This is a genomic window from Adlercreutzia equolifaciens, from assembly GCF_029076695.1.
In the GTDB taxonomy this organism is placed as follows: domain Bacteria; phylum Actinomycetota; class Coriobacteriia; order Coriobacteriales; family Eggerthellaceae; genus Adlercreutzia; species Adlercreutzia equolifaciens_A.
Window position 1 is genome coordinate 1,475,040 of sequence record NZ_JARFIK010000001.1, and the last position, 23,934, is coordinate 1,498,973.

Sequence of the window (23,934 nt, forward strand, 5' to 3'; positions counted from 1 at the left end):
ATGGCTGTCGCCTATCTGGCTGATCGCAAGCAGGCCCCCGTGGACTTGGGCCGCGTGCTTATTCTGGGTTTAGGGAAGAGCGGCAAGGCCGTGGCGAACTACTGCCTTGATTTGCTGGGCACGCGGGTGCAGGAGGTGGCCATTGCCGCCGGCACCTTCTCGAGGGAGGCCGACGCCTGGGCCGAGAGCGCTCGCCAGCGCGGGGCTCGGGTGCTGTTCGACCACGAGTCTATCGAGGAGAGCTACAACCTGTGCATCGCCAGTCCGGGCATCTCTCAGTTTTCCGATTTTTACCGCAGTGCCGAGGCGGCCTGCGCTGAGGTTATCAGCGAGGTGGAGTTTGCCTGGCGCGAAAGTGCCCGCACCTCCCGCTGGGTGGCCGTCACCGGTACGAACGGCAAGACCACGACCACGGCCTTGACGGCCCATTTGCTGAAGGAGGCTGGGTTCCAGGCGGCCGCCGTGGGCAACATCGGGGAAACCTGCATTGATGCCGTCGCATCGGGGGCTGTGGACGTCTACGTGGCTGAAACTTCCAGCTACCAGTTGGCTTCCACGAAGGATTTCGCGCCCAATGTGGCCATTATGCTCAACATTACGCCGGATCATCTGGCATGGCACCGCACCCATGAGAACTACGCCGAGGCCAAGTGGAAGGCTTTCGCCAACCTGGCCAAAGCCGATGGCGTGGCGGTGCTCAATGCGCTGGACGACGAGGTGCGGGCGAAGATCCGCGCCGCCCGCAGCGAAGGGGGCTTCCCCTTCGCCTATGTGCCTGTGGGAACGGCCCAGGGGCTGGGCGGCGACATGCGCACGGTCTGCGGGGCTGAAAATGCCGCGTTCCGTGCACCCTCGGGTCGCCTGACGGTGGCCTGGGAGGGCGAGGAATCGAGCCTGGTGTTCATCGACGACCTGCAAATCAAGGGCGAGCACAACCAGGTGAACGCCTTGGCGGCCTCGGCTGCGGCGTTGGTGCTGGGCGCCACGGCTACCAAGGTGGCCGAAGGTCTTCTGGCCTTCGCTCCGCTGGAGCATCGCATCGAGCCGGCCGGCACCGTCAACGGGGTGGCCTGCTACAACGACTCGAAGGCCACCAACGTGGATGCTGTGCTGGTGGCGCTTACCGCTTTCGTGCCTCAGAAGCCTATCGTGCTCTTGGGCGGCCGTGACAAGGGAACCGATCTGGCTCCGTTGGTAGCGTCCTGCGAGCAGCATGCCAAGGCCGTGGTCTGCTTCGGCGAGGCGGCCGATCGCTTTTTCGAGGCGTTCTCGGGCAGCAAAGTGCCCACGGTACTGCGCGCCGCCACTTTGGAGCCTGCTTTGGATGAAGCGCTGGCCTGCGCCGATGCGGGAGACGTGGTTATCCTGTCCCCGGCCTGCGCATCGTTCGACGAGTTCAGCTGCTTCGAGGAGCGCGGCGAGGTGTTCAAGCGCCTGGTGGCTCAGCGCGCGGCCGCGCAGAAAGGCTGCTAGCTTTGACGGCACGGGCTTCACAACGATCCTCCGAGCAGGGCCCCTCGCAGCAGGGGCCTCGTGTTCTTTTGCTTTTGTGCGTCCTGGGCCTCGTGCTCATCGGCCTGGTCATGGTGTATTCCGCCTCCATGGTGACGGCGCTGGACAGCGGCGTAGCCGCCAGCGATTACTTTACCGATCAGCTGATTTTTGCCGCGGTCGGCGTGGTAATGGCCCTGGTGCTTTGGAAGGTCATTCCCTATCGCGTGTGGGTAGGGCCCATCGTGTGGGTCATCTGGGGCGTGGCGGTAGCTCTCATTCTTGCCACGGCTCTATCGGGCCATGCGGAGTATGGCGCGCAGCGCTGGCTGTCTCTGGGCGGTTTCCGCATTCAGCCCTCGGAGTTCTGCAAGATCGCCTTTCTGCTCATGGCTATTCGTCTTTTGGTGGACTACCGCAGCGGTGCGGTGGAGTTTCGAGCATCGGTGGTGCGGGCGATCATCTTCATCGTCGTTCCCCTGGGCGTTATGTACCGCACGCAGTCCGACCTGGGCACCACGGTAATTTGCGCCGTGGGCATCTTGGCGGTCATGTGGTTGGGGGGCGTGCCGAAGAAGGTTATTCTGCTCATTATGGGCGCCGGCTTTCTGTTCGGCCTTTACGCCATCTTCGGCACGGGCTACCGCGCGGGCCGTATGGTGTTTCTCAACCCTTGGGACGACGGCGAGGGCGGCTACGGCACCGGCTACAACATCATTCGCTCGTATTACGCGCTTTCCGAGGGAGGCATTTTCGGCGTGGGCCTGGGCAACTCCCATGAGAAGTTCCAGTACCTGTTCGCCTCGGAAAGCGACTTCATCTTCGCCGTTATCGGCGAGGAGCTGGGATTGGTGGGCGCCATGGCGGTCATTCTGCTGTTCTTCGGCGTGCTGCTGTCGGGCCTGTCCATTGCCGAGCGCTCCTCCGACGATATCGGTTCCATGATTGCCGGCGGCTGCGTGGTGATGCTGGTGTTCCAGGCATTCCTCAACATTGCCTGCGTCATCGGCGTTTTTCCCACCACGGGCAAGCCGCTGCCCTTTATTTCCGCCGGCGGCTCGTCGATGCTCTCGTCGTTTATCTTGCTGGGGCTTATTCTCTCGGTGTCGGCAGCCGAGCCGGCGCCGTCCATCTATGAGCAGCGTCGCGCCGATTTGCGCCTGGTCAAGCAGGAGGGCGGCAGTACCGCGCGTCAAAGCGGTCGCGGCTCCGAGCGCTCGTCCTCGCGGGGTTATCGCCGCTCGACCGCCTCGGTGCGCTCGGCCCGCTCCCTAGCATTCCCTTCAAGGAGGTAGTCCATGTTGGCTGTTCTTTCCGGCGGCGGTACCGCCGGCCACATCAATCCGGCCCTGGCTCTTGCCGACGAGCTGCGCCAGCGCGGATGGCAGGTAGAGTTCGCCGGCACGCCCCAGGGCGTCGAGGCGCGACTGGTGCCCCAGGCCGGGGTCAACTTCACGGCCTTCGAGGCCTCGGGCTTCGACCGCGCCCATCCTCTTTCGCTGGTGAAGGGCGTGGGCAAAATTGCCGCTTCCACCAAAAAGGCCAAGCGCTGGTTTGCCGACATCAAGCCCGATGTGGTGGTGGGATTCGGCGGCTATGTATCCATTCCCGTGGCCCGTGCCGCCGAGCAGGCCGGCGTGCCCGTGGTGGTGCACGAGCAAAATTCCGTGATGGGCATGGCCAATAAGTACCTGGCCAAGCGTGCCCAGGCCGTGTGCCTTACCTACGATCATTCCGCCAAGGCCCTCGATCCGGGTGCTCCGGTGCATGTGACCGGCAACCCGGTGCGCCGATCGGTCATCGAGGCCGATCGGGCTGAGGGCCGTGCGTTGTTCGGCTTAGGGGATGACGACTTCATGCTGCTGGTGTTCGGCGGCTCGCTGGGGGCGCGTCATATCAACGAGGCGCTCGTGGCCCTGAAGGACGACATCCTGGCTCGGCCGTCGGTACACGTGGTGCACATCACGGGACCGAAGGAGCTGGAAGCGGTGCGCGAGGCTCTGGCACTGACCCCGGAGCAGGAGCAACGCTGGCACATCATGGGCTACCAGGACCGTATGGGGGAGACCATGGCCGCAGCGGACGCCATTGTGTCCCGTGCCGGCGCTACCTCGCTGGCCGAGATTTCCGCCCGGGCCATCCCGGCGGTGCTCGTGCCCTTTCCCTATGCCACCGAAGATCACCAGACCACCAATGCCCGCGCCTACGTGGAAGCGGGCTGCGCGACGCTGATTCCCGACGACCAGCTGGACACGGAAGCCTTCGCCCAGGCCGTGGCGGCGCTTATCGACGATGCGGCCCTGCGTGACTCCATGCGCTCGGCGGCCCTGGCCCAGAAGACCACGGAGGCAGCCTCTCGTTTGGCAGATGTTGTGGTAGCCGCTGCCGCGGGCACTGCCGATGCTATACAATAACAAAGTTTGATCCTCGAATCCCAAAGGCGGTTGTCCATGGCTCAAGATAGGCTTCACTTCATCGGCGTCGGCGGTGTCGGCATGAGCGGTATTGCCCGCGTGGCCCACGACCAGGGCATGGCGGTCAGTGGCTCCGATTTGAAGGAGAGCCGCTATACCAAGCAGCTGCGCGATGCGGGGCTCACCATTTTCATCGGTCAGGATGCCAGCCATATCCCCGAGGGGGACCCGCTGGTGGTGGTGTCGACGGCCATCCTCGACAACAACCCTGAGCTCATCGAGGCGAAGCGCCGGGGGCTTACCATTGTTCACCGGGCTCAGATGCTTGCGCGGCTGGGCTGTGGCCTGGACACCCTGGCGGTGGCCGGCACCCATGGCAAGACCACCACGTCGTCCATGCTGGCAAGCACGCTGGACGCCATGGGCCTTGATCCCACCTTCCTTATTGGCGGCATCGTGCGCGCCTATGGCACCAATGCCCACTCGGGCACCGGTCGCTACTACGTGGTGGAGGCCGACGAGTCCGACAAGTCGTTCACCTATCTTTCCCCGGCGGCGGCCATTGTCACCAACATCGAGGCCGACCATCTGGATCATTACGAGGGCCTTCAGGAAATCTACGACCAGTTCCGCATGTTCATGGAGGGTGTGGCCCCCGAGGGTCCCATTGTGGTATGCGGCGACGACGAGAACCTGGTGCAGGTGGCGCGCTCGACGGGTCGCGCCATTACCACCTACGGCTTTGGTGAGTCCTGCGACGCCCGCATTCTGAGCGCCGAGGACCACGGCGTGGGTTCGCAGTTCACGCTGCAGCTGCCCGACGGGCGCGTGGTAGAGAGCCGCATCAAGCAGAATCCGGGCCGTCACAACGTGGCCAATGGCGCTGCGGTGCTCACGCTCATCGCCCTGCTGGGGCTCGACGTGGAGCAGGCTGCTGCCAAGCTGGCCGACTTCGGTGGCGTGCGCCGCCGCTTCGATCTTATTGGCGAGGCCCAGGGCATTACCGTGGTGGACGACTACGCCCATCATCCCACCGAGATTGCCGCCACTATCACCGCGGCCAAGGCCCTCGATTTCAAGCGCGTCCACGTTCTGTTCCAGCCCCATCGCTATTCGCGGGCGGCGCTGTTCACGGAAGTGATGCACGACGAGTTCGGCGCGGCCTTCGACAATGCCGACACCGTTACCTTCATGGACGTCTACTCGGCCGGCGAGGCGCCGGTGCCCGGCGTGACGGGCAAGACGTTCTTGAACGTGGTGCTCGAGCACGGGCATCCCTGCGCCCGCTACGTGCCGCGCCGCATCGACGTGGTACCCGCCATGATCGAGACGGCCGAGCCGGGCGACTTGGTCATCACCATGGGCGCCGGCGACGTCACCGCCATTGCTCCGCAGCTTGTCGACGAGCTGGGCCGCTAGGACGTCCTATGGCCCGTCACGCCTCTCCGCTTCAGTCGTTGCTGGTCGATGACCGCTTCGACGGCGACGTGTACCCCAACGAGCCCATGAGCCGTCATACCACCTATCGCATCGGAGGACCGGCGCGGTTCTTTGTGCGCGCCAATTCCGTTGGCGCCCTCACGGGGCTCATCGACGTGTGCGCTGAAACGAACGTGCCCTGGGTGGTGGTGGGGCGCGGCTCCAATGTACTTGTCTCCGACGAGGGCTTCGGCGGGGTAGCGGTGGCGTTGGGACGGGACTTCCGTTCCATGCGCTTTGAGGACGGCCGCTTTTTCGTAGGCGCCGGTGCCACCTTGTCCTCGGTGGTGCAAGACGCCTTCAAGCGCAACCTGGGCGGCTTCGAATTTGCCGTGGGAACGCCGGGCACGGTGGGGGGCGCCCTGCGCATGAACGCCGGCGCGCGCGACGAGTGGATCGGCGAGCGTGTGGCCACGGTGACCACCTATCGGCCCGGAGCGGGTTTGCAGCGTCGCCGCGGCGATGAGCTGTCCTGGGGGTACCGCACCAGCTCCTTCGCCCCCGATGAGATCATCATCGAGTGCGAGCTGGTGGCCGACGTGGCCGACCCTTTCAAGGTGCGCGACAAGATGGAGGCCAACCTGGCGCGTCGCAAAGAGACCCAGCCTTTGTCCCAGCCCACGTGCGGCAGCGTGTTCAAGAACCCGGAAGGCGCGTCGGTGGGACGCATGGTCGAGGAGCTCGGCCTGAAGGGCTATGCCCAGGGCAAGGCCCGCATCTCTGCGGTCCATGGCAACTTTATCGTGAACGAGGGCGGCGCTACCGCTGCCGATGTGCGCAGCCTTATGGACGAGATTGCCGCGCGGGTGCGCGAGGCCTATGGCGTGAGCCTGCTGCCCGAGGTGCGCCTCGTGGGCTTCGAGGAGCCGTTCCATGGCTAGGCGCACCTCTTCGTCGGTTAATCCTCGCACGACGGCCCGCAGTGCCCGCTCGGCGCGAGGGGGCACTGCGTCGCGCCCGCAATCCGTACCCGGAGCCCGCACGGCTCGCTCTGGCGCCTCGCGCGCGGGGGGCCGTCCCGTTGCGCCTGCGTCGCGCTCAACGGTAAGCTCGGTGCGCTTGGGGGATCTGCCGCGCACGGCGCCCTCGGCGCGCACTTCCCGTCCCGCCCCCAAGCGATCGGGGCTGTTTCGCGCTCTCGTTGTGCTGGCTATCGTGGCGGTGATCGCGGGCGGTGCCTATGCGGTGCTGTTTTTCACGCCGGTCTTCACCATCACGAAGGTGGAGGTAACCGGCGCCGATCACCTTACCTCGGAAGAGATGGCCGTGCTAGCCGCCGTACCCCAGGGAACCACGCTGCTGACCGTGGACACCGCGGGCATCGAGAACAGCGTTGTGCGCGATGCCTGGGTGCAGTCGGTGCATGTCGAACGCCATTTCCCCGACACCCTCGAGATTGTGGTAACCGAGCGCACCATTGCCGCGGTGGTGGACGTGGTGGCCGACAACGCGAAGGTGACGCAGCACTGGGCCATTGCCTCGGACGGCATGTGGCTTATGGAGATTCCCGATCAGGACAGCGAGCTAGGTCAGATGATCAGCCCGCAAATCTACGAAGACGCGGCGAAGGTGCTCCATATCACCGACGTTCCCTTCGGGCTTACCCCGGAAGTGGGTACCTACTGCACCGACGGCAATGTGAACAACGCCCTGGCCATCTTGGACGGTCTGTCCACCGAGCTTGCCGATCGCATTCGAACGGTGTCGGCCACCGACGCCCAGTCCACGCTGCTCACCTTGGACGATGGCGTGCAGATTGCCTTCGGCACCGCCGATGACATTCGCGACAAAGAGCGCATCTGCCTGAAAATCATGGAAGAGAATCCCGGCACCGTGGCCTACATCAACGTTCGCGTTGTGGACCGCCCCACCTGGCGCGCCGTTTAGAGCGCGTCAAGAAGCGGACGGCGGGAAAAATGCAGGCATTAATGGCTTATTCGTGGACGTGGGAATTCCTTTAGCCGCGCAAAGCGTTGCAAAGGCACCTTCATCGTGTACAATATCCCCACATAAACGCCGTTTCGCACGGCGGGGAAACCAGCGCCTTTTTCAGGCGCACAAGATTTGACAAAACGCAGCAGTACAACGCAGAAGGTGTGGAGGAAGAAATGCCGAACATTCCAGGCTCTGAACATTTGGCGGTCATCAAGGTCGTCGGCGTCGGCGGTGGCGGTACCAATGCCGTGAACCGCATGGTCGAGGCCGGTGTACGCGGGGTGGAGTTCATCGCCGTGAACACGGATCGTCAGGCCCTTCTTATGTCCGACGCCGACAAAACCATCCACATCGGCGAAGAGCTGACCCGTGGTCTGGGCGCTGGCGCCAACCCCCAGGTGGGCTGCCAGGCCGCCGAGGAGAGCCGTGCGGAAATCCGCGAGGCGCTGGCCGAGGCCGATATGGTCTTCGTCACGGCCGGCGAGGGCGGCGGCACTGGTACTGGCGCGGCCCCCATTGTGGCTGAAATTGCTCGCGAGGAAATTGGCGCCCTTACCGTGGGCGTGGTTACCAAGCCCTTCTCCTTCGAGGGTCGCCTCCGCCGCAATCAGGCCGACCAGGGCATTGATCTGCTGTCTCAGAAGGTTGACACGCTCATCGTCATCCCGAACGATCGTTTGCTGGAGATTGTCGACAAGAAGACGTCCATGATCGACGCCTTCCGCATCTGCGACGACACGCTCCGCCAGGGCATCCAGGGCGTGACGGACCTCATTACCATTCCCGGCCTCATCAACTTGGACTTTGCCGACATCCGCACCGTCATGAAGGACGCCGGCACGGCCATGATGGGCATCGGCATTGCCACGGGCGAGAACCGCGCTCTGGACGCCGCTCAGCAGGCCACCTCTTCCAGCTTGCTGGAGTCTTCCATTGCCGGTGCTTCCCGCGTGCTGTTCTCCATTGCCGGCGGTCCCGACCTCACCCTCACCGAGGTGTCCGAGGCGGCCCGCACGGTAGAGGCCTGCGCCGACGAGAACGCCAACATCATCTACGGCCAGATCATCGACGAAGAGCTGAAGGACGCCGTGCGCATCACCGTTATTGCCACGGGCTTCAAGGTGGGTGCCTCCCAGTCCTCCATGGATTTCTCCCGCAAGGATCTGTTCGCCTCCACCGAGGCCCCGGCGCCTCAGCCGGTGCAGCAGGCGCCGGTCACCTTCTCCAGCGCCGCGCCCTCCAATCGCTTTGCCGATGAGGACTACATTCCCGACTTCCTGAAGCGCCAGCGCTAGGCGGCGCGCCTTCATGGAGGTTCTCAGTCTGCCTTATCCGCAGCTCGAGGAAGATATGCTGGGCACGATACCCGTGCTTACCGACAACGCGCTCGCCCGTACTTCGGGCGTGCGCGTTGCTTTTACCGGCCAGAAGGGCGGTGTGAGCGAAGGGGCGTTTCGTTCCCTCAACCTCGGCGGCCATGTGGGCGATGATCCGGTCTGCGTGGCCGAGAATCGCCGTCGCGTGGCCGAGGCTTTTGGTGTGAGTCCGAAGGCGCTGCTGGGCGCGAACCAGGTGCATGGTACGGAGCTTGTGGAGGTGCACGCCGCCGACGAGGCGGCTTTGGTCGAGGCGCTTCGTAGCGCCGAGGACGGCGCCGACGGCTTGGTTATCACGGCGCCAGGCATATTGGGGCTTCTCTGCTTCGCCGATTGCACCCCCATCATTGTCGTGGCTCCCTCGGGGTCCTACGCCCTGGCCCATGGTGGCTGGCGGGGCACCGTGGGACACATTGCCCGCAAGGCGGTGGAGCGCCTGTGCGCCCTAGAAGCGGTGGATCCGTCGGAGGTGAACGTCTACGTGGGTCCGCATATTCGCCAGTGTTGCTTCGAGGTGGGACCCGACGTGGCCCAACAGTTTGCCGACGAATTCGGCGCCGCTGTGGTTTCCGAAGATAATCGAGTCAGTTTGGCCGAGGCGGTGAAGGCCGACGTGCAAGCTGCCGGCGTGGATGCACGGCGTATCATCGATGCGGGCATTTGCACCCGTTGCGCCTCGGACCGCTACTATTCCTATCGCGCCACCGAGGGCCGTTGCGGCCGTCATGGCGCGCTGGCCTGCAAAGGAGTCTGATCAAGGTATGGGAATCGAAGAACGCTATCTCCGCGTGGCCGCCGAGGTGGCGAAGACGGCTCAGGCGGCCGGTCGCAGCCCGCAGGAGGTCTGCCTGGTGGCGGTCTCCAAGACGGTAGGGGAGGACGGCGTGGCTGCCGCCTTCGCCGCCGGGGCCCGTGATTTCGGCGAGAACCGCCCCGATCAGCTGGTACCGAAGGCCGCGGCCTTTCCCGAGGCGCGCTGGCACTTTATCGGCAATATTCAATCGCGCCGCATTCACGACATTGTGGGGTCGGCATCGCTCATTCACTCGCTGTACCAGGCCCGCCATGCCGAGAAGATCGACAAGGCGGCCGCCGAGCTGGGCAAGGTCCAGGACGTGCTTATCGAGGTCAACGTCTCGGGGGAGGCCTCTAAGAGCGGTGTGGCGCCCGACGAGGCGCTGGACTTGGTGCGCTTCTGCGAAGCGCTGCCCCAGGTGCGCGTGCGCGGCCTGATGACCATGGCGCCTCAGGGCAGCCCCGAGGAAGCCCGCCGTGCCTTCGAAGGCCTGGCGCGGCTGGCGGCTGATATTCGCTCGCAGTTGCCCGATGACCAGGCGGCAGCCTTCACGGAGCTTTCCATGGGCATGAGCGAGGACTGGCCCTGCGCCATCGAGTGCGGTGCCACCATTGTCCGTATCGGTCGTGCGATCTTTAGCGATTCTTTTCAGGAGTAGCGCGCAACCTGGTATGATGACGTGAGGCACTGCGCTCGCGGCGCCGTGCCACCCTCGAGACCTTACTAGACCACCGGGCGAATACCCTTCGCCAAGAAACGAAGCAGGAGGCTCCCATGGATTTGAACGACGGCAAGCGTGCCTTCGCCGATCTCAAGTCGAAACTGGGCTTTGGCCGCAAAGAGGAAGACTTCGAAGAGTACTACGATGACTACGAGGAGTACGACGACGAGGCCGATTACGGCGAGTACGGCTATGACGACGGCTACGGTCGCGGAGCCGCCGGCTCGCGCTACGATCCCTACGACTCGGTAACCACCCGCGAGGTGGGCGCCCGTTCCACCATGCCGCGTCTGGTTTCCATCGAGGATGTGCGCGCCCGCACCCAGGTGCCCAGCCTGTCCGATCGCGAGCCTTCGTCTTCGAGTCGCCGCACGTCGGGCTCCAGCTCGTTTCGCACCATGGTCGATTCCTCGCTGCCTCCGCAGATGACGCCCGAGGGCACGGCAGCCGCCTCGGCGGCGGCCTCGGTAGCCCATTCCGCGCGCTCCGAGGGCTTGAACTCGCTGTTCGAGCCCACCACGCCGGCGCCCGAGCCTGCGGATATCCGCGCTGCGGCGGGGCGGTCTGGCAGTGCCTCCAGCACCTACGCGCGCTTGTCCCCCTCGCGCACGGTCAAGGTTATCAAGCCGCTGGCCTACAACGATGCCGAGGCGGTCTCCACCTCGCTCAAGTTGGGCGAGGCGGTAGTGCTCTGCCTGACGGGAACGCCGGATGCCCTGGCCAAACGCATCCTCGACTTCTCTTTCGGTGTGGCCAGCGCATTGGACGCCAACGTGGAGTGCGTGGGAACGAAGGTGTTCGCTCTTACCCGCATCAACGAGCTGTCCGACGCCGAGCGCTCCTATCTGCGCAGCCAAGGAGTCATTTAGTTCACCAGGTCGGGGGCGGTGCGCCTACGACGACTGCCCTCGACAAGATCTGACGGCTGCGGCACCGTGGCGCGTCGCGTTTGCAAGAAGGAGCTTGTTCTATGCTCACCGCTATCCTGGTACGGCTCGCTGACGCCTACTCCATGATTATTTTCGTGTACGTCATGATGTCGTGGCTGCCCAACACGCAAAGTGGCATCATCGGCGACATTTATCGCGCCTTGGGCAAGTTGTGCGATCCCTATCTCAATCTGTTCAGAAAGTTGATTCCGCCCCTTGGAGGTATGGTGGACGTAACTCCCATCATTGCCTTGCTTGTATTACAATTCGGGGTGCGTTTGCTTGTGATGCTTTTCTGATCAGGTAACCGACATACAGAACAAGACAGCAATCGTAAGAAGGGCAAAGGTAACATCCATGGCTATCACCGCTTCTGACATCCACAATCAGAGCTTCTCCATCGACCGCAAGGGCTATGACGTCGACGAAGTCGACGTGTTCCTCGAGCATGTGGCCGACGAGATCGACGTTCTGAACGACACCATCGCCCAGCTGCAGGCTCAGCTTGAGCAGGACCGTTTCAGCGGCTTTGACGCCCCCGCCTCTTCCACGGTTGCTATTACCGAGACCGCCGTGGCTTCGGTGGATACGGCGCAGTTTGAGGCCGAGCTGGCTCAGAAGGATGCCATCATCGGCGATCTGGAGCGTCAGCTGCGCGACAAGCGTGCCGACGACAACGCCATTGCGCAGGCCCTTATCATCGCCCAGCGCTCGGCCGACGAGATCCTGGCCAAGGCCAACGCTAATGCCACGGAAACCATCCAGGATGCCCGCGACGAGGCCCAGCGCATCATCGATCGCGCCAATACCGACCGTCAGGACGTGGTGGATGCCATTCGCAAGCTGCAGGACGACCGCGAGGACGCGCGCGAGGAGTACGCCGACCTGCTGAAGGACATCATCTCCGATGCCTCTCGCAAGCTGGCTGACATCGGCGCCCAGGCCCCGAAGACCTTGGCAACCATCGACGGCGAGTACGACGTGGCCGCCGGCCTCACTGGCAACTTCGAGATTGACGAGTACGTGGCTCCCCAGGCCTATGCCACGCCGCAGGCCGTGGGCACCGCCGTGGCTGCCGCAACGCCCGTGGCTTCGGCCTACGAGAAGGACCTCTCCGGTTTCGGCGACGCCGACGACTTCGAGTTCGAAGAAATCGACTAGCTCGGGTCCAAAAGAGATACGAACTGAAAGGAGCCGCACGTGCGGCTCCTTTTTTACTCAAATCAATTAAATAAGTTTTTGTCACCCAGGTGCGCCCAAGGAAGTCAGCGAGGGTCCGACAGGCACCTGGAATTGTGCCGAAGCGCGGCTGAGCGTACTTTGGTACGCGAAGGAAAGCGCTGAGGTGCAAGGCCAGGTGCCTGTCGGACCCGCAGCGTCGACGTAGTCCGTCGGTCCCGTTAGGGCCGACGGAACAAAGAGGGCAAGTGGGCCGATAAGCCGGGTTCTGTCGGGGGCGACCATTTATCTCGAGCGCCTGTCGCCAGGCGCCTCTAGCACGCAACCCGAATGCACGGCGGGCCACCGTATGGCATTCCTATTTGCGCTTGCTCCCGATGGGGTTTACCAAGCCGCGTTGTTGCCAACGCGCTGGTGCGCTCTTACCGCACCGTTTCAGCTTTTCTCCTGTTTCGTGCGTTCTGCCGGGCAGAACGTTTCGCGCAGGGGAGTTTTCTTTTCTGTGGCACTATCCGTCGAGTCACCTCGCCCAGCCGTTAGCTGGCATCGTGCCCTGGGGAGCCCGGACTTTCCTCGCACCGAAGTACGCGGTCGCCTGGCCCACTCGCCTGTGGTATTGTAGCAGAACTTGAATCGATCTGATCGACAGTCAGCCACCGTACGACGGCCTGCGCGGCTCCTGGTGCAAAGCACATTCCGTTGTGGTGGCGCGCGGGGAAGGGGAGCAATTCGTGACCACCTTTGCCCTTGTGGGCGCCTCTGATTTCAACGCCGCGCATTTTGAGGCTCGTTACCGGGGCGGCGCGTTCGATGCTGTCATTGCCGTGGACGGCGGCTTCGCTTCCTTGGAAACCATCGGAGTGGTGCCCGATCTGGCTCTTGGCGATTTCGATTCGCTGGGGTTTGTGCCTTCGGGTGTGGAGGTTCAGGCCTTTCCGCCCGAGAAGGACGCGTCCGATATGGAACTGGCGCTCGAAGAGGCAGTGCGGCAGGGCACCTCGGCAGTGATGGTGTACGGTGCTCTCGGTCAACGTCTCGATCACACCCTGGCCAACCTACAGCTGCTCGCCTCCTTTGCGGAGCGCGGGTTGGCGGTGAGCGCCGTGGGCGAAGAGTCCTGCGTGGTGTTTCTGGTCGGTCCTAGCGAGCTGTCTCTTGATGGGGCCGCAGGCGGCATCGTTTCGGTGTTCTCGCTCGCTGACGAGAGCCGTGGCGTGACCGAAGAAGGCCTGAAATGGGAGCTTGACGCCGTGACTATGACGAGCCGCACCAGTTGGGGCCTTTCGAACGAGCTGACGGGCCGTCCTGCCCGCATTGCCGTGGAAAGCGGCACGCTGGCGGTGTTCTGTCCGCTTGAGAGTGCGGTCGCACGCGGCGAGGGGCTATAATTCGCGGCAGTTACAATTTCATAGCTGGGGAGCTTGCAGCCGCTGGACGGCCGGGCAGGCTGAGAGGGAGCGCCGTATCGCTCCGACCCACCGAACCTGATATGGGTAATGCCAACGAAGGGAGTAGGTATGACTGTCGCACAGTCACGGGGCGCCGCTCAAGCTGCGCCTGTCACGCAAATCGATTTCGCCCGAGCCGGAAGGATCACCCCCCAGATGGAGGCGGTGGCGCTTCAAGAGGGCCGCGACCCCGAGGCTATTCGCGCCGCTGTGGCCGCTGGGCGCGTGGCCATTCCCGCCAACATTCGCCATGCCAGCTTGCGCCCGGCCGCCGTGGGCTCCACGCTCGACGGCGTGCCGCTTGCCACCAAGGTGAATGTCAACCTGGGCATCTCAGGGGATCTGGCCGACGAGGCCGTGGAATGGGAGAAGGTGGCCGTGGCCCTGGATCTGGGCGCTGACGCCATCATGGACCTGTCCAATTCCGGCAAGACCCGCGCCTTCCGTCAGGCACTTATCGAGAAATCGCCGGCCATGATCGGCACCGTGCCCATGTACGACGCCATTGGGTATTTGGAGAAGGCCCTCATTGCCATCTCGCCCGAAGACTTCCTTGAGGTGGTGCGCGCCCATGCGGAGGACGGCGTCGACTTCGTGACCATCCACGCGGGTATGAACCGTCGGGTCATCGAGTCGTTCAAGGAGACCGGCCGCCTGACCAACATTGTCTCCCGCGGTGGCTCGCTCATCTTCGCCTGGATGGAGGCCACGGGTCGCGAGAACCCCTTCTACGAGTACTACGATGAGGTGCTGGCAATCTTGCACGAGTACGACGTCACTATTTCACTGGGCGACGCCATGCGTCCCGGCTCGGGCTACGATGCCACGGACGCGGCGCAAATCGCCGAGCTGATCGAGCTGGGAAAGTTGACGCAGCGCGCCTGGGACGCGGGCGTGCAGGTCATGGTAGAAGGGCCGGGACACATGGCCCTCGACGAGATTGCCGCCAATATGAAGCTGCAGAAGCGTCTGTGCCACCAGGCTCCCTTCTATGTGCTGGGGCCCCTGGTCACCGATATTGCGCCCGGCTACGATCACATTACTGCTGCCATTGGCGGGGCGGTGGCCGCAACGGCCGGCGCCGACTTCCTCTGCTACGTAACACCGGCAGAGCATTTGCGCCTCCCCGATGCGAACGACGTGCGTGAAGGACTGGTGGCCACGCGCATTGCCGCCCACGCGGCCGACATCGCCAAGGGCGTGCCCGGTGCCCGTGAGCGCGACAACCGCATGAGCGATGCTCGTCGTCGCGTGGCCTGGGACGAGATGTTCGACCTGGCGCTTGACGGGGAGCGTGCCCGCGCCATCTTCGAAAGTGCGCCGCCCTCCACCGAGGGAACCTGCACCATGTGCGGCAAGATGTGCGCCATGAAGACCGTCAACGACATCATGGACGGGTTGACGGTCGATTTAGATGCGGAGTAGGGCCATGTTTGATAAGAAGAACCTGAAGGAAGCCCTTCGTCTGTATGCGGTTACGGACAATGCTTGGCTGGGTGAACGCACGTTGGCTGAGTGTGTGGCCGCGGCCCTGGCGGGGGGAGCCACCTTCGTGCAGCTGCGTGATAAGCAGGCCAATGAGGCCACGCTGCGCTCTGAGGCCGCCGAGCTGTTGGCACTTTGCCGTGCGGCGGGGGTGCCCTTTGTCGTCAACGACGATGTCGAAACGGCTCTGGCTGTCGGTGCCGACGGCGTGCATGTGGGCCAGGAAGATATGGCTTGCGAGCGGGCGAGGGCGTTGCTGGGCCCCGACGCCATCATCGGCGTGTCCACCCAAACGGTTGAGCAGGCGAGGGCCGCCGAAGCCGCAGGTGCCGATTATCTGGGGGTCGGGGGCGTGCGGGGCACCGCCACCAAGCCCGAGGCCGGCGTGCTCACGCCGGAAGAGTTTCGCGCCATTGCCGCGGCGGTGGGCATTCCTGTCGTGGCCATCGGGGGCATCGATGCAGAGACCGTGCCGGTTTTGGCGGACCTGGATGTCGCTGGGGCCGCCGTGGTGTCGGCTATCTTCGCCGCCGACGATATCGAAAACGCCACCCGCGAGCTCTCCCGTATCATAGATGAAACATTGCCGGTGTAGGCTGGAAGTGCACCGCGCGCGGGGCGCCGTAAAGCCCTGTGAATATGCGCTAACGGGGAGGGGCGGATGGCCGCCTGACAAGGAAAGGAACCTGCATGCTTGGCGACGAGAACAACAATGATCTGATCGACCTGTCGACTATCGATCGTGCGAAATGCGCGCTCCTCGTCATCGACGAGCTGGGCGATCCGACGGGGACGCCGCTCGAGGCAGTGCTGCTGCCCTCGATGCTGCAGACGGCGAAGCTGTGCGAAGCGGCTCGCGCGGTGGACATGCCCGTCATTTTCACGAATGACGCCCATATTCCCGGTGTTGACCGCGAGCTTGCCCTGTGGGGCCAGCACGGCATTGCGGGGACGCCAGAGGCGCAAACCTCGCCGCTGCTGAACCCCCAGCCGACCGACTTCGTAGTAGAGAAGCGTCGCTACAGCGGTTTCTTCCAAACGGACCTGCTGCTTCTGCTCAACGAGTTGGGCGTCGATACGCTGATTTGCTGCGGCATGGATACGAACATTTGCGTAAAGCATACAGTGGCCGACGCCTACTTCAACAACTTCAACATCATCGTGGTGGGCGACGCCACGGCCACCTTCCTGGTGGGTAACCAGGAAGAGGGGCTCGATTATATGAAGACCTGCTATGCGGCCAAGGTCATTGACACCGATGAGGCACTCAAGCTCATCGAGGGCTAGGATCCATTAGACATTCTGCCATGCGCAAGCCTACTGGGCTCAGGCAAGTTCTGGCATTCTGTGACGATTGATTGCCAAACCAGGGGCGGGGATGGTTCCCCGCCCCTGTTCTATGAAAAGATAGGGAAAACGCGGTTGCGAGAAAGGAGCGCCATGAAGGCAGTGCTCACTATTGCGGGATCCGATTCCAGCGGCGGTGCCGGCATCCAGGCAGACATGAAGACCATTGCCGCCCACCAGTTGTTTGCTGAAAGTGTCATCACGGCGTTGACGGCCCAGAACACCCTGGGGGTTAAGGGCGTCCTGGACGTGGATCCGGCCTTCGTGGGGCAGCAGATCGACGCGGTGTTCGAGGACATTCGCCCCGATGCGGTGAAGATCGGCATGGTTTCCTCGCCGGCAATTGTACGGGCCATTGCCGACGGCCTCGTTCGCCACAAGGCGCAAAACATCGTGGTCGATCCGGTCATGGTGGCCACTTCCGGCTCGGCGCTTATCGCCGATGCTGCGGTAGATGCCCTGGTGGAGCAGCTCTTTCCGCGGGCAACGGTGATAACCCCGAATATTCCCGAAGCAGAAGTGCTGGCCGGTATGGCCATTGCGAGCCGTGAGGACGTAGAGCGGGCCGCCGATCTTATTGCGGCGCGGTGCCGTGCGGCCGCGGAAACCGCTCCAAGCTTTGAAGCTGCCGAGGCGCGCCCCGCTGCCACGGCCGACGAACTGGGCATTCCCGCCATTATGATCAAAGGCGGCCATGGTGTCGGAGAGCCGGATGCGGCCGACGATTTTCTACTGATGGCCCATGGCGAACGCGTGTGGCTCCATGGGGGTCGCATTGATACTGACAATACCCACGGCACGGGTTGTTCGCTATCCTCGGCCATTGCCTGCGGCCTCGCTCAGGGATTCGCGGTGGACGTGGCTGTTCGCCAGGCGAAGGCCTACGTTGCCGGGGCGCTGGCCGATGGCTTGAATTTGGGCAAAGGAAGCGGTCCCCTCAACCATATGTGGGCCTATGGTCCGGTCCCTTGCTAGGCCGCTGCCAAAACAAAATCTAAGTTAATCACTTTACAATGTAAAGCCAAACGAGTACTATTCCTCTTGCGCTGTTACTTTACAGTGTAAAGTTCGCTTGTTGGTCAAGTGGACTTTAACGGTCGCGCTGTTTCTAAGATGCTCTCAAGGGCGTCAAGGCGCGTGCAAGTTGACGGAGAAGGAGGAACAATGGGGAACGCTCATGTCAGCCGCCGCGATTTTCTGCGCGGCGCTGGAGTGGCCGGTATTGCCGCTGGCGCCATGGCAGTAGTCGGTGCAGCACCGGCCGTCGCGGCCCAAGGAGCTGAGGCTCCGGCCCCGGCTATTGCTCAGTTGGCCGCCGAGACGGCCTGGGTGCCGGTGAAGAAGGCGGCCTGTCCCGGCCCCAAGGGAGAGTCGGCGTTTGTGGCCGAGCCTATTGCCGCCGATCAGATAGCGGCTACGGAAGACCATGATCTGGTGATTGTGGGTGCGGGCATCGGTGGCCTCATGGCGGCGCTCAAGGCGGCCGAGGAGGGCGCCGATGTGGTGTGCATCGAGAAGATGTCCAAGGGGCGCGGCTGTTTTGAGTGCTTCGGTGCCGTGAACGCCGCCTGCCAGGAGGGTTTGGACTGCAAGCGCACGCTGTTGCTCGACGAGATCTATCGCTCAGCCTATTGGCGCACGCGCCCTGAACCGGCGCGCACCTATGTGGACCGCTCTGGCGAAGCTGCCGATTTTTGGCAGGCCATGCTGGACAAAGGCCCGAACGGCTTTGTCATCACCCCGGTGCAAGAGGCGCCTTCCACCTGCGGTATGCCCTGCATGACCGATCTTATCCCCACCGAGCTGGGTTTTTACGACAGCCCCTGTCTGCCGCCCGATGCGGGCGTGCGCTCGGGCTACTCCGGTATCTACGTGTGCCTGGAAATGCAGGAAGTGGCCAAGCAGTACGATAACCTTGATCTGCGCTTCCTCACCCCGGGCGTGCAGCTGGTGCGCGAAGACAACGGCGCGGTTACTGGTGTCATCGCGAAGAACCCCGACGGCAGCTTTGTGCAGTTGAACGCGTCCAAGGGCGTAGTGCTGGCCACGGGCGGCTACGATGCCAACCCCGAACTTATGGAAGCCTGGACGCGCCCCGAGGATTACGCCACGTCCAGCTGGTGGAATCCCGGCTGGGGCACCACGGGCGACGGCCACCTCATGGGTATCCAGGTGGGCGCGCAGATGGACCCGTGCCCGCAGCCGGTCATGAACTTCCGCTGGGGCAACCCCGACTCGTTCTACGATGCCCGTACCTGGAATGCCATCTACTTCGCCATCCTGGTGAACGGGGAGGGCAACCGCTTCGTGCGCGAGGATTTGCCTTTCCAGAGCATCTCCAATGCTCAAAACGCTCAGCCAGGCTATGGCGTGAACTGCTGGGAGGTGTTCGACGAGACCATGTTCGAGGGCATGGAAGACGCGGTCGATGAGTTCAAGGAGAAGGGGTGGCTGTTCGAGGGCGCCACGCCCCAAGAACTGGCCAGTGCCATCGGCGTGGATCCCGACACCTTGGCTTCCACCATCGAAACCTACAACGGGTACTTCGCCGACGGTGTCGACCTCGACTTCAACCGCGATTTGGCCACCACTATTCCGTTTACCGGCAAGCGTTATTTCGCTCTGACCACCAACAGCTGCGTGCTGGCCACGGTGGGCGGCCTTACCATCAACGGCAATGCCCAGGTGCTCGATGTCGACGACCAGGTCATCAAGGGTCTGTACGCCACGGGCAACGCCTCGGGCAACTTCTTCGCGGGCAACTACCCGCGCCATATTCCGGGAACGTCCATCGGTCGCGCCATCACGTTCGGTTTCGTAGCTGCCGAGCACGCGCTGAAAGGAGAGTAGGTCATGAAGATGCTTGATAGGCGCACGCGCCGCGTGTTGGGAATGGCGGTGGCCTGCGTTGCCTTGTGCGTCGGGCTCGCCGCCTGCGCGCCGCAGCCAGAGGCAGAGTCGACCGCGGCAGATCCTGAGACGACCGATCAGGTCGAGGCTTCGGCCGATGGCATGTACGTCTCCGACGAGCAGTGCCTTTCCTGCCATGGCGGCAGTTACGAGGCGCTGGCTTCCACAACGGCCGACTATGGGCTGTCCAACCCGCATGACTCCATTCATGGCGGCCCCAACTCTTGCGTGAACTGCCATGCTCGCGATAAGGAGATCACAGACAACCAATGTACCCATTGCCATGACTGGCCCCATAATCCTGCCAGTGGTTTGGGTGCTACGGCCTAGTCCCTCCCACGGAAAAGCGCCTTCGGGCGCTTTTCTTTTTTTGCAGGCAGTAAAGTGGACTTGTTTGCTTATTGGATGCGATGTCGCGCTTGTCGGTTTGACGAAGTCGTTCGGTGATCGGGCCTTATGAGTTCGCTATAATGGTCGCATTTCCCATCATGAGAGGACGCTTCGATGCCCCCACGTTCTTCCCAAGCGAGCAACGGCCGTCCGTCGCTTTCGGCGGACGCTATTGTCGTGGCTGCCACCGAACTTATCGAGCGCGATGGCCTCGAGGCGTTCACCATGCGGGCGCTCGGTCGCGAGCTGGGAGTGTCGGCCATGGCAGTGTACGGCTATTTCAGTTCGCGGGAGGTCTTGCTGGCCGAGGTACTCTCGCGCTTCATGGATACCATGGACACGGCGCCTGTTCCCGGCGAGCGCTGGGACGATACGCTGCGTCGCACGATGCACTCGCTCATCACGATGGAGCTGGCACACCCGGAAATTGCCTCCATTAGCGTGACGCCCGAGGTAGGGGGAGGCGGCCTGGAACGTCATACCGAGCGCATCGTGAACATGCACTTGGCCCAGGGCATCCCCGAGCCCCTTTTCGCGCAGTTGTGGGCCATGGTGGACGCGTACCTTACGGGTTTTGCCGACAACGCTATCGCTTTGCGCGCCGCTGGAATGAGTGCCGAGGCCTTGGAGAGCGCTGAGGCACGCGGGGACGAACCGCGGTGGAAGCGCCTTGTGGCCACGGCTTACAACGACGAGTCGTTTTCGGCGGGAGTGGAGATCATCATCAACGGCATTCGCGCGCTTGCCGCCCCTGACCCGTGCGACTGGCGTACGCCGGAATAAAGGCGGCCCAAGACTTGGGGGCGGCATGCTTGTTGCGGGTCTTACTCGGCCCTTCATGGTGCCGTTCCCCGCTATTTCGCGAATTCCTGAAATTGGGTCTTGACGCAGGGTGCTCTTATCCGTAATATATCCACTTGCGCTTGCCGCTTTTGCGGCACGGGCGAAGAAGTGTCGTTGGGGTGTCGTCTAATGGCAGGACAGCGGTTTCTGGTGCCGTATGTGAGGGTTCGACTCCTTCCACCCCAGCCATTTTTCGCAGAGCATACGTGGCTCCGTCGTCTAGCGGTTTAGGACGCCGCCCTCTCAAGGCGGAGGTCGCCGGTTCGAATCCGGTCGGAGCTACCAAGAACTTTCGCCGGGAGGCACCCGCCTCCCGACTTTTTGAAAAGCGCATACGTGGCTCCGTCGTCTAGCGGTTTAGGACGCCGCCCTCTCAAGGCGGAGGTCGCCGGTTCGAATCCGGTCGGAGCTACCAAGAACTTACGAGCTGCCTGCGGGCAGCTCTTTTTGTGTCTCCGCCAAACGGAAGGGGCGGTCTTGGAGTTTCTCATCGTGTGCCCCCTGGCGCTCATCGCCGGCTTGGTCGATGCCGTGGCCGGTGGGGGAGGGCTGATCTCCCTTCCGGCTTACTTCTTTGCCGGGTTGCCCCCGCATACGGCCATTGCTACGAACAAGTTGTCCTCCACCATGGGTACGACGGTGGCCACGGTACGCTACGTGCTCTTCGGCTACATGGTGAAGCGGTTCGTGCTGGTTGGTATCGCCTGCGGGTTGGTGGGCTCGGCGGCGGGGGCGCAGTTAGCCCTGGTGGCCGACAGCTTTGCCCTTATGGTGTTCATGCTTGTTTCGCTGCCCTTTGTGGCGGGGATGGTCTTCCGCACCCGTGATCTGAATCGGTTCGCGGAGCGCCCGTTGCCACCGCGGCGCGCTCTTGCACTCACGGGTGCCCTCGCCTTGGCCGTGGGCGTTTATGATGGCTTTTACGGACCCGGAACAGGCACTATTCTCATGTTGCTGTTGACGGCCGTTGCCCATCAGGGCATGCGCGAGGCGGCCGGCACGACGAAGGCCATCAATCTGGCCACTAATACGGCCGCCCTTGTTGTGTTTCTCGTCCACGGCGAGGTGCTCATCGGGTTGGGCTTGGCGGCCGGTCTTTTCAACATTGCCGGCAACTGGATTGGCACCAGCCTTTTCGACAAGAAAGGGGCCGCCCTCCTGCGTCCCCTCATGCTGGTGGTCATCGCCCTGTTTGCCGTGCGCCTGCTGGTCGATCTATTCGGGTAGGTGCATCTCTGGCGGAATGCGAATGGTTGAGGCGTTGGCATTCCTGCATTGCCCGTCTACGCAAGCTGTCCTTGGGCAAAGTCAATGAGGGCTTCCCGCTCATTGGGCACTTGCTCGTCAATGACGGCGTCAAGGCAGGACTCCAGGACGGCTCCCACGGCGGGGCCCGGTTCGACGCCCAGGGCCATGATGTCACGGCCGTTTATGGCCAACTGCTTTACCGAGAAAGCCGCCTGATCCTCCAGGATTTGATGGAGAAGCCCCCGCAGCTCTTCGGCGGTGTCGGCCCGCGGGGCGCAGAAGGGCGCCTGGGAGAGCGCGTCGGCGCGCTTGATGTCGCAGAGGGCTTCGAATAAATCGGTGCGTCCGCTCAGGCGCCCGAGCATGCGACGAACGGCCCGGGGATTAGCCGGCACCACGTCGTCGTGGGCGCGCACGATAACGGGCACGTCGCGGCGCAGCCATGCCGGGAAGGGCAGACGGTGCATGATGCCCTCGGCCAGTGATACGCTCACGGCGGCATGGCCATAGAAGTGCTCCACGTCCCCCTCGAAGAAGGCAGCGGCGGGCTTGCCCATATCATGAAAGAGGGCGCACCAGCGCTGAAGAGGCTCGGGGGGTGTGTGCTGGCATACCCAGGCTGTGTGCTCGAGCACATCATATATATGGTACTTCGTTACTTGGGGGCAATCCTTCATGGCCACCAGCTCAGGGAGGACGAAGGCAAGCACGTCAACGCACGTCATCAAGGCATCGTGGACGTAATCGCCGCAGACGAAGCGCTCCAGTTCGCGATAAATACGCTCGCCCGATACCTTGCGCAGCAAGTTCTTCGAGGCGACCATGGCCTCGAACGTGGCAGGATCGATAGCTACGCCCAGCTGGGAGGCGAAGCGGCAAGCGCGCAGAATGCGGAGAGCGTCCTCTGAGAAGCGCGTCATGGGGTCGCCCACGCAGCGCAGCACGCCGTGCTGCAAGTCTTCCAGGCCGCCAAAGGGGTCGATCAGACCGCGCTCGGGATGGTAGGCCAGAGCGTTCATGGTGAAATCCCGTCGGCGGAGATCCTCTTCTATAGTGGAGGCAGGGGTCACGGTATCGGGATGACGGCCATCGCTATAGGTGCCATCGCAGCGATAGGTAGTGATCTCGAAAGGCTCGCCTTCGTTGATGACCGTAATGGTGCCGTGCTTAACGCCGGTCTCCACGGTCTTCCATCCCGCTTGCTTAAAAGCGTCGGCCACGGTTGTCCAAGAAAGGTTCGTGGCAAGATCGACATCGTGGATGGGGCGGCCCAGCAACGCGTCGCGCACGTAGCCTCCCACGCACCATGCCTCGCCGCCCGCATCCTCGATAATTGATAGGGCGGTACGTGCCGAAAGGGGAAGCAACTGCAACAAAAGAGAAAGAGAGGATGCCTCTGAGGGGATGGGGGAGTCCTCTTCTGTATAGGGTGAAGAAGGGTAGCCCTCGCCAGCGGAAGCGCGATAGGGACGGGCGGGAGCGTTGGGATTGGTGCGAGCAGAGCACATGGCTTCATCCTTTGTATCGGTGATTTCACCCCAGTATACTGGTCTTTCTTGAAAATGAAATGCCAGGTGGCGCCCCGTACGGCAAAAAATTTTAAGAAATTTGAAAAAACCCCTTGCGCAAATCTCTCGAAGCAGTAATATATGCAAGCTGTCTTTTTCGGAAGACGGAAGACAGCGCTCCTTGCGAGCCTACGGGACTTGTCAAGCGAGAAAGCAAAATTGTTGAGGTTTTGTGAATCGGTTGACACGGAAGACGAAATCCCGTAAAGTACTTCCTCGCGCCGCAAACGACGGCGCGGGCGGGAAGGACCCGCGCGAACCTTGACAACCGGATACTGAGGATGGAATTCGAGAGATGAATCATCTCGAGGATGTCAGACGGACATCTAAATGAGAAACTAAGCTTTTTCTTATCCCTGTCAGGGGCATCGGCCC

At 62.8% G+C, this 23,934-nt stretch carries 22 protein-coding genes, 3 tRNA genes, 1 other RNA gene and 1 riboswitch; of the genes, 24 read left to right on the top strand and 2 right to left on the bottom strand.

Features of this window, described 5'->3' with window-relative positions; translation table 11 throughout:
• The 12 genes from murD (at position 1) to PZH32_RS06050 (ending at position 12,302) form a co-directional block, all read left to right on the top strand.
• Entirely contained in the window at positions 1 to 1,473 is a 1,473-nt protein-coding gene (murD, locus tag PZH32_RS05995; RefSeq protein WP_275206854.1) for a UDP-N-acetylmuramoyl-L-alanine--D-glutamate ligase, read from the top strand.
• A gap of 68 nt (positions 1,474 to 1,541) precedes the next feature.
• Positions 1,542 to 2,786, top strand: a complete 1,245-nt coding sequence (locus tag PZH32_RS06000; protein ID WP_275206855.1) for an FtsW/RodA/SpoVE family cell cycle protein — start codon at positions 1,542 to 1,544, stop codon at positions 2,784 to 2,786.
• Positions 2,787 to 2,789: 3 nt separating this feature from the next.
• Positions 2,790 to 3,905: an undecaprenyldiphospho-muramoylpentapeptide beta-N-acetylglucosaminyltransferase gene (gene murG / locus PZH32_RS06005; protein ID WP_275206856.1), complete on the top strand. Its 1,116-nt coding sequence runs from the start codon at positions 2,790 to 2,792 to the stop codon at positions 3,903 to 3,905.
• Positions 3,906 to 3,941: 36 nt separating this feature from the next.
• Positions 3,942 to 5,324: a UDP-N-acetylmuramate--L-alanine ligase gene (gene murC, locus PZH32_RS06010; RefSeq protein ID WP_275206857.1), complete on the top strand. Its 1,383-nt coding sequence runs from the start codon at positions 3,942 to 3,944 to the stop codon at positions 5,322 to 5,324.
• 8 nt (positions 5,325 to 5,332) lie between these two features.
• Positions 5,333 to 6,265, top strand: a complete 933-nt coding sequence (murB, locus tag PZH32_RS06015) for a UDP-N-acetylmuramate dehydrogenase (protein ID WP_275206859.1) — start codon at positions 5,333 to 5,335, stop codon at positions 6,263 to 6,265.
• The gene (locus PZH32_RS06020) at positions 6,258 to 7,271 is read left to right on the top strand and encodes a cell division protein FtsQ/DivIB (protein WP_275206861.1); all 1,014 of its coding nucleotides are present in this window, start codon (positions 6,258 to 6,260) and stop codon (positions 7,269 to 7,271) included. Before murB ends, PZH32_RS06020 begins: the two co-directional genes overlap by 8 nt.
• Positions 7,272 to 7,492: 221 nt before the next feature.
• Positions 7,493 to 8,614, top strand: coding sequence for a cell division protein FtsZ (gene ftsZ, locus PZH32_RS06025; protein ID WP_275206863.1), 1,122 nt, complete (start codon positions 7,493 to 7,495; stop codon positions 8,612 to 8,614).
• Between the two features lie 13 nt (positions 8,615 to 8,627).
• Positions 8,628 to 9,449: a polyphenol oxidase family protein gene (locus tag PZH32_RS06030; protein WP_275206865.1), complete on the top strand. Its 822-nt coding sequence runs from the start codon at positions 8,628 to 8,630 to the stop codon at positions 9,447 to 9,449.
• A gap of 7 nt (positions 9,450 to 9,456) precedes the next feature.
• Positions 9,457 to 10,149, top strand: a complete 693-nt coding sequence (locus PZH32_RS06035; RefSeq protein WP_275206866.1) for a YggS family pyridoxal phosphate-dependent enzyme — start codon at positions 9,457 to 9,459, stop codon at positions 10,147 to 10,149.
• A 116-nt stretch (positions 10,150 to 10,265) separates the two neighbouring features.
• On the top strand, positions 10,266 to 11,081 hold the full coding sequence (sepF, locus tag PZH32_RS06040) for a cell division protein SepF (RefSeq protein ID WP_275206868.1): 816 nt from the start codon (positions 10,266 to 10,268) through the stop codon (positions 11,079 to 11,081).
• Between the two features lie 101 nt (positions 11,082 to 11,182).
• Positions 11,183 to 11,440 carry a YggT family protein gene (locus tag PZH32_RS06045; RefSeq protein ID WP_275206869.1) on the top strand — a complete coding sequence of 86 codons (258 nt, stop codon included), beginning with the start codon at positions 11,183 to 11,185 and terminating at the stop codon, positions 11,438 to 11,440.
• A 58-nt stretch (positions 11,441 to 11,498) separates the two neighbouring features.
• Positions 11,499 to 12,302 carry a DivIVA domain-containing protein gene (locus tag PZH32_RS06050; RefSeq protein ID WP_275206871.1) on the top strand — a complete coding sequence of 268 codons (804 nt, stop codon included), beginning with the start codon at positions 11,499 to 11,501 and terminating at the stop codon, positions 12,300 to 12,302.
• Positions 12,303 to 12,561: 259 nt separating this feature from the next.
• Here the strand turns inward: PZH32_RS06050 and rnpB are convergent.
• Positions 12,562 to 12,927: RNase P RNA component class A (gene rnpB, locus PZH32_RS06055), an RNA gene on the bottom strand.
• Positions 12,928 to 13,051: 124 nt separating this feature from the next.
• Here rnpB and PZH32_RS06060 point away from each other — a divergent pair.
• The 12 genes from PZH32_RS06060 (at position 13,052) to PZH32_RS06115 (ending at position 21,970) form a co-directional block, all read left to right on the top strand.
• The gene (locus PZH32_RS06060) at positions 13,052 to 13,708 is read left to right on the top strand and encodes a thiamine diphosphokinase (RefSeq protein ID WP_275206872.1); all 657 of its coding nucleotides are present in this window, start codon (positions 13,052 to 13,054) and stop codon (positions 13,706 to 13,708) included.
• Between the two features lie 15 nt (positions 13,709 to 13,723).
• Positions 13,724 to 13,848, top strand: a riboswitch (TPP riboswitch).
• Positions 13,838 to 15,193, top strand: coding sequence for a phosphomethylpyrimidine synthase ThiC (thiC, locus tag PZH32_RS06065; RefSeq protein ID WP_275206873.1), 1,356 nt, complete (start codon positions 13,838 to 13,840; stop codon positions 15,191 to 15,193). Its footprint overlaps the riboswitch before it by 11 nt.
• 4 nt (positions 15,194 to 15,197) lie before the next feature.
• Positions 15,198 to 15,848, top strand: coding sequence for a thiamine phosphate synthase (thiE, locus tag PZH32_RS06070; protein WP_275206874.1), 651 nt, complete (start codon positions 15,198 to 15,200; stop codon positions 15,846 to 15,848).
• 95 nt (positions 15,849 to 15,943) lie between these two features.
• Positions 15,944 to 16,540 (top strand): cysteine hydrolase family protein, encoded by a 597-nt coding sequence (locus tag PZH32_RS06075; protein WP_275206875.1) that lies wholly within the window; start codon positions 15,944 to 15,946, stop codon positions 16,538 to 16,540.
• A 153-nt stretch (positions 16,541 to 16,693) separates the two neighbouring features.
• The gene (gene thiD, locus PZH32_RS06080; protein WP_275206877.1) at positions 16,694 to 17,575 is read left to right on the top strand and encodes a bifunctional hydroxymethylpyrimidine kinase/phosphomethylpyrimidine kinase; all 882 of its coding nucleotides are present in this window, start codon (positions 16,694 to 16,696) and stop codon (positions 17,573 to 17,575) included.
• A gap of 189 nt (positions 17,576 to 17,764) precedes the next feature.
• Complete coding sequence (locus PZH32_RS06085) at positions 17,765 to 19,450, top strand: FAD-dependent oxidoreductase (RefSeq protein WP_275206878.1); 1,686 nt, start codon at positions 17,765 to 17,767, stop codon at positions 19,448 to 19,450.
• 3 nt (positions 19,451 to 19,453) lie between these two features.
• The gene (locus PZH32_RS06090; protein ID WP_275206879.1) at positions 19,454 to 19,840 is read left to right on the top strand and encodes a cytochrome c3 family protein; all 387 of its coding nucleotides are present in this window, start codon (positions 19,454 to 19,456) and stop codon (positions 19,838 to 19,840) included.
• A gap of 174 nt (positions 19,841 to 20,014) precedes the next feature.
• Positions 20,015 to 20,683: a TetR/AcrR family transcriptional regulator gene (locus PZH32_RS06095; protein WP_275206881.1), complete on the top strand. Its 669-nt coding sequence runs from the start codon at positions 20,015 to 20,017 to the stop codon at positions 20,681 to 20,683.
• Between the two features lie 175 nt (positions 20,684 to 20,858).
• Positions 20,859 to 20,932 (top strand) — tRNA-Gln (locus PZH32_RS06100).
• A 19-nt stretch (positions 20,933 to 20,951) separates the two neighbouring features.
• Positions 20,952 to 21,028, top strand: a tRNA-Glu gene (locus PZH32_RS06105).
• Between the two features lie 53 nt (positions 21,029 to 21,081).
• A tRNA-Glu gene (locus tag PZH32_RS06110) sits at positions 21,082 to 21,158 on the top strand.
• 62 nt (positions 21,159 to 21,220) lie between these two features.
• Positions 21,221 to 21,970, top strand: a complete 750-nt coding sequence (locus PZH32_RS06115) for a sulfite exporter TauE/SafE family protein (RefSeq protein WP_275206882.1) — start codon at positions 21,221 to 21,223, stop codon at positions 21,968 to 21,970.
• 56 nt (positions 21,971 to 22,026) lie between these two features.
• On the opposite strand, the gene PZH32_RS06120 is transcribed toward PZH32_RS06115, so the two are convergent.
• On the bottom strand, positions 22,027 to 23,499 hold the full coding sequence (locus PZH32_RS06120; RefSeq protein WP_275206883.1) for a CCA tRNA nucleotidyltransferase: 1,473 nt from the start codon (positions 23,497 to 23,499) through the stop codon (positions 22,027 to 22,029).
• Positions 23,500 to 23,934 lie beyond the last annotated feature (435 nt).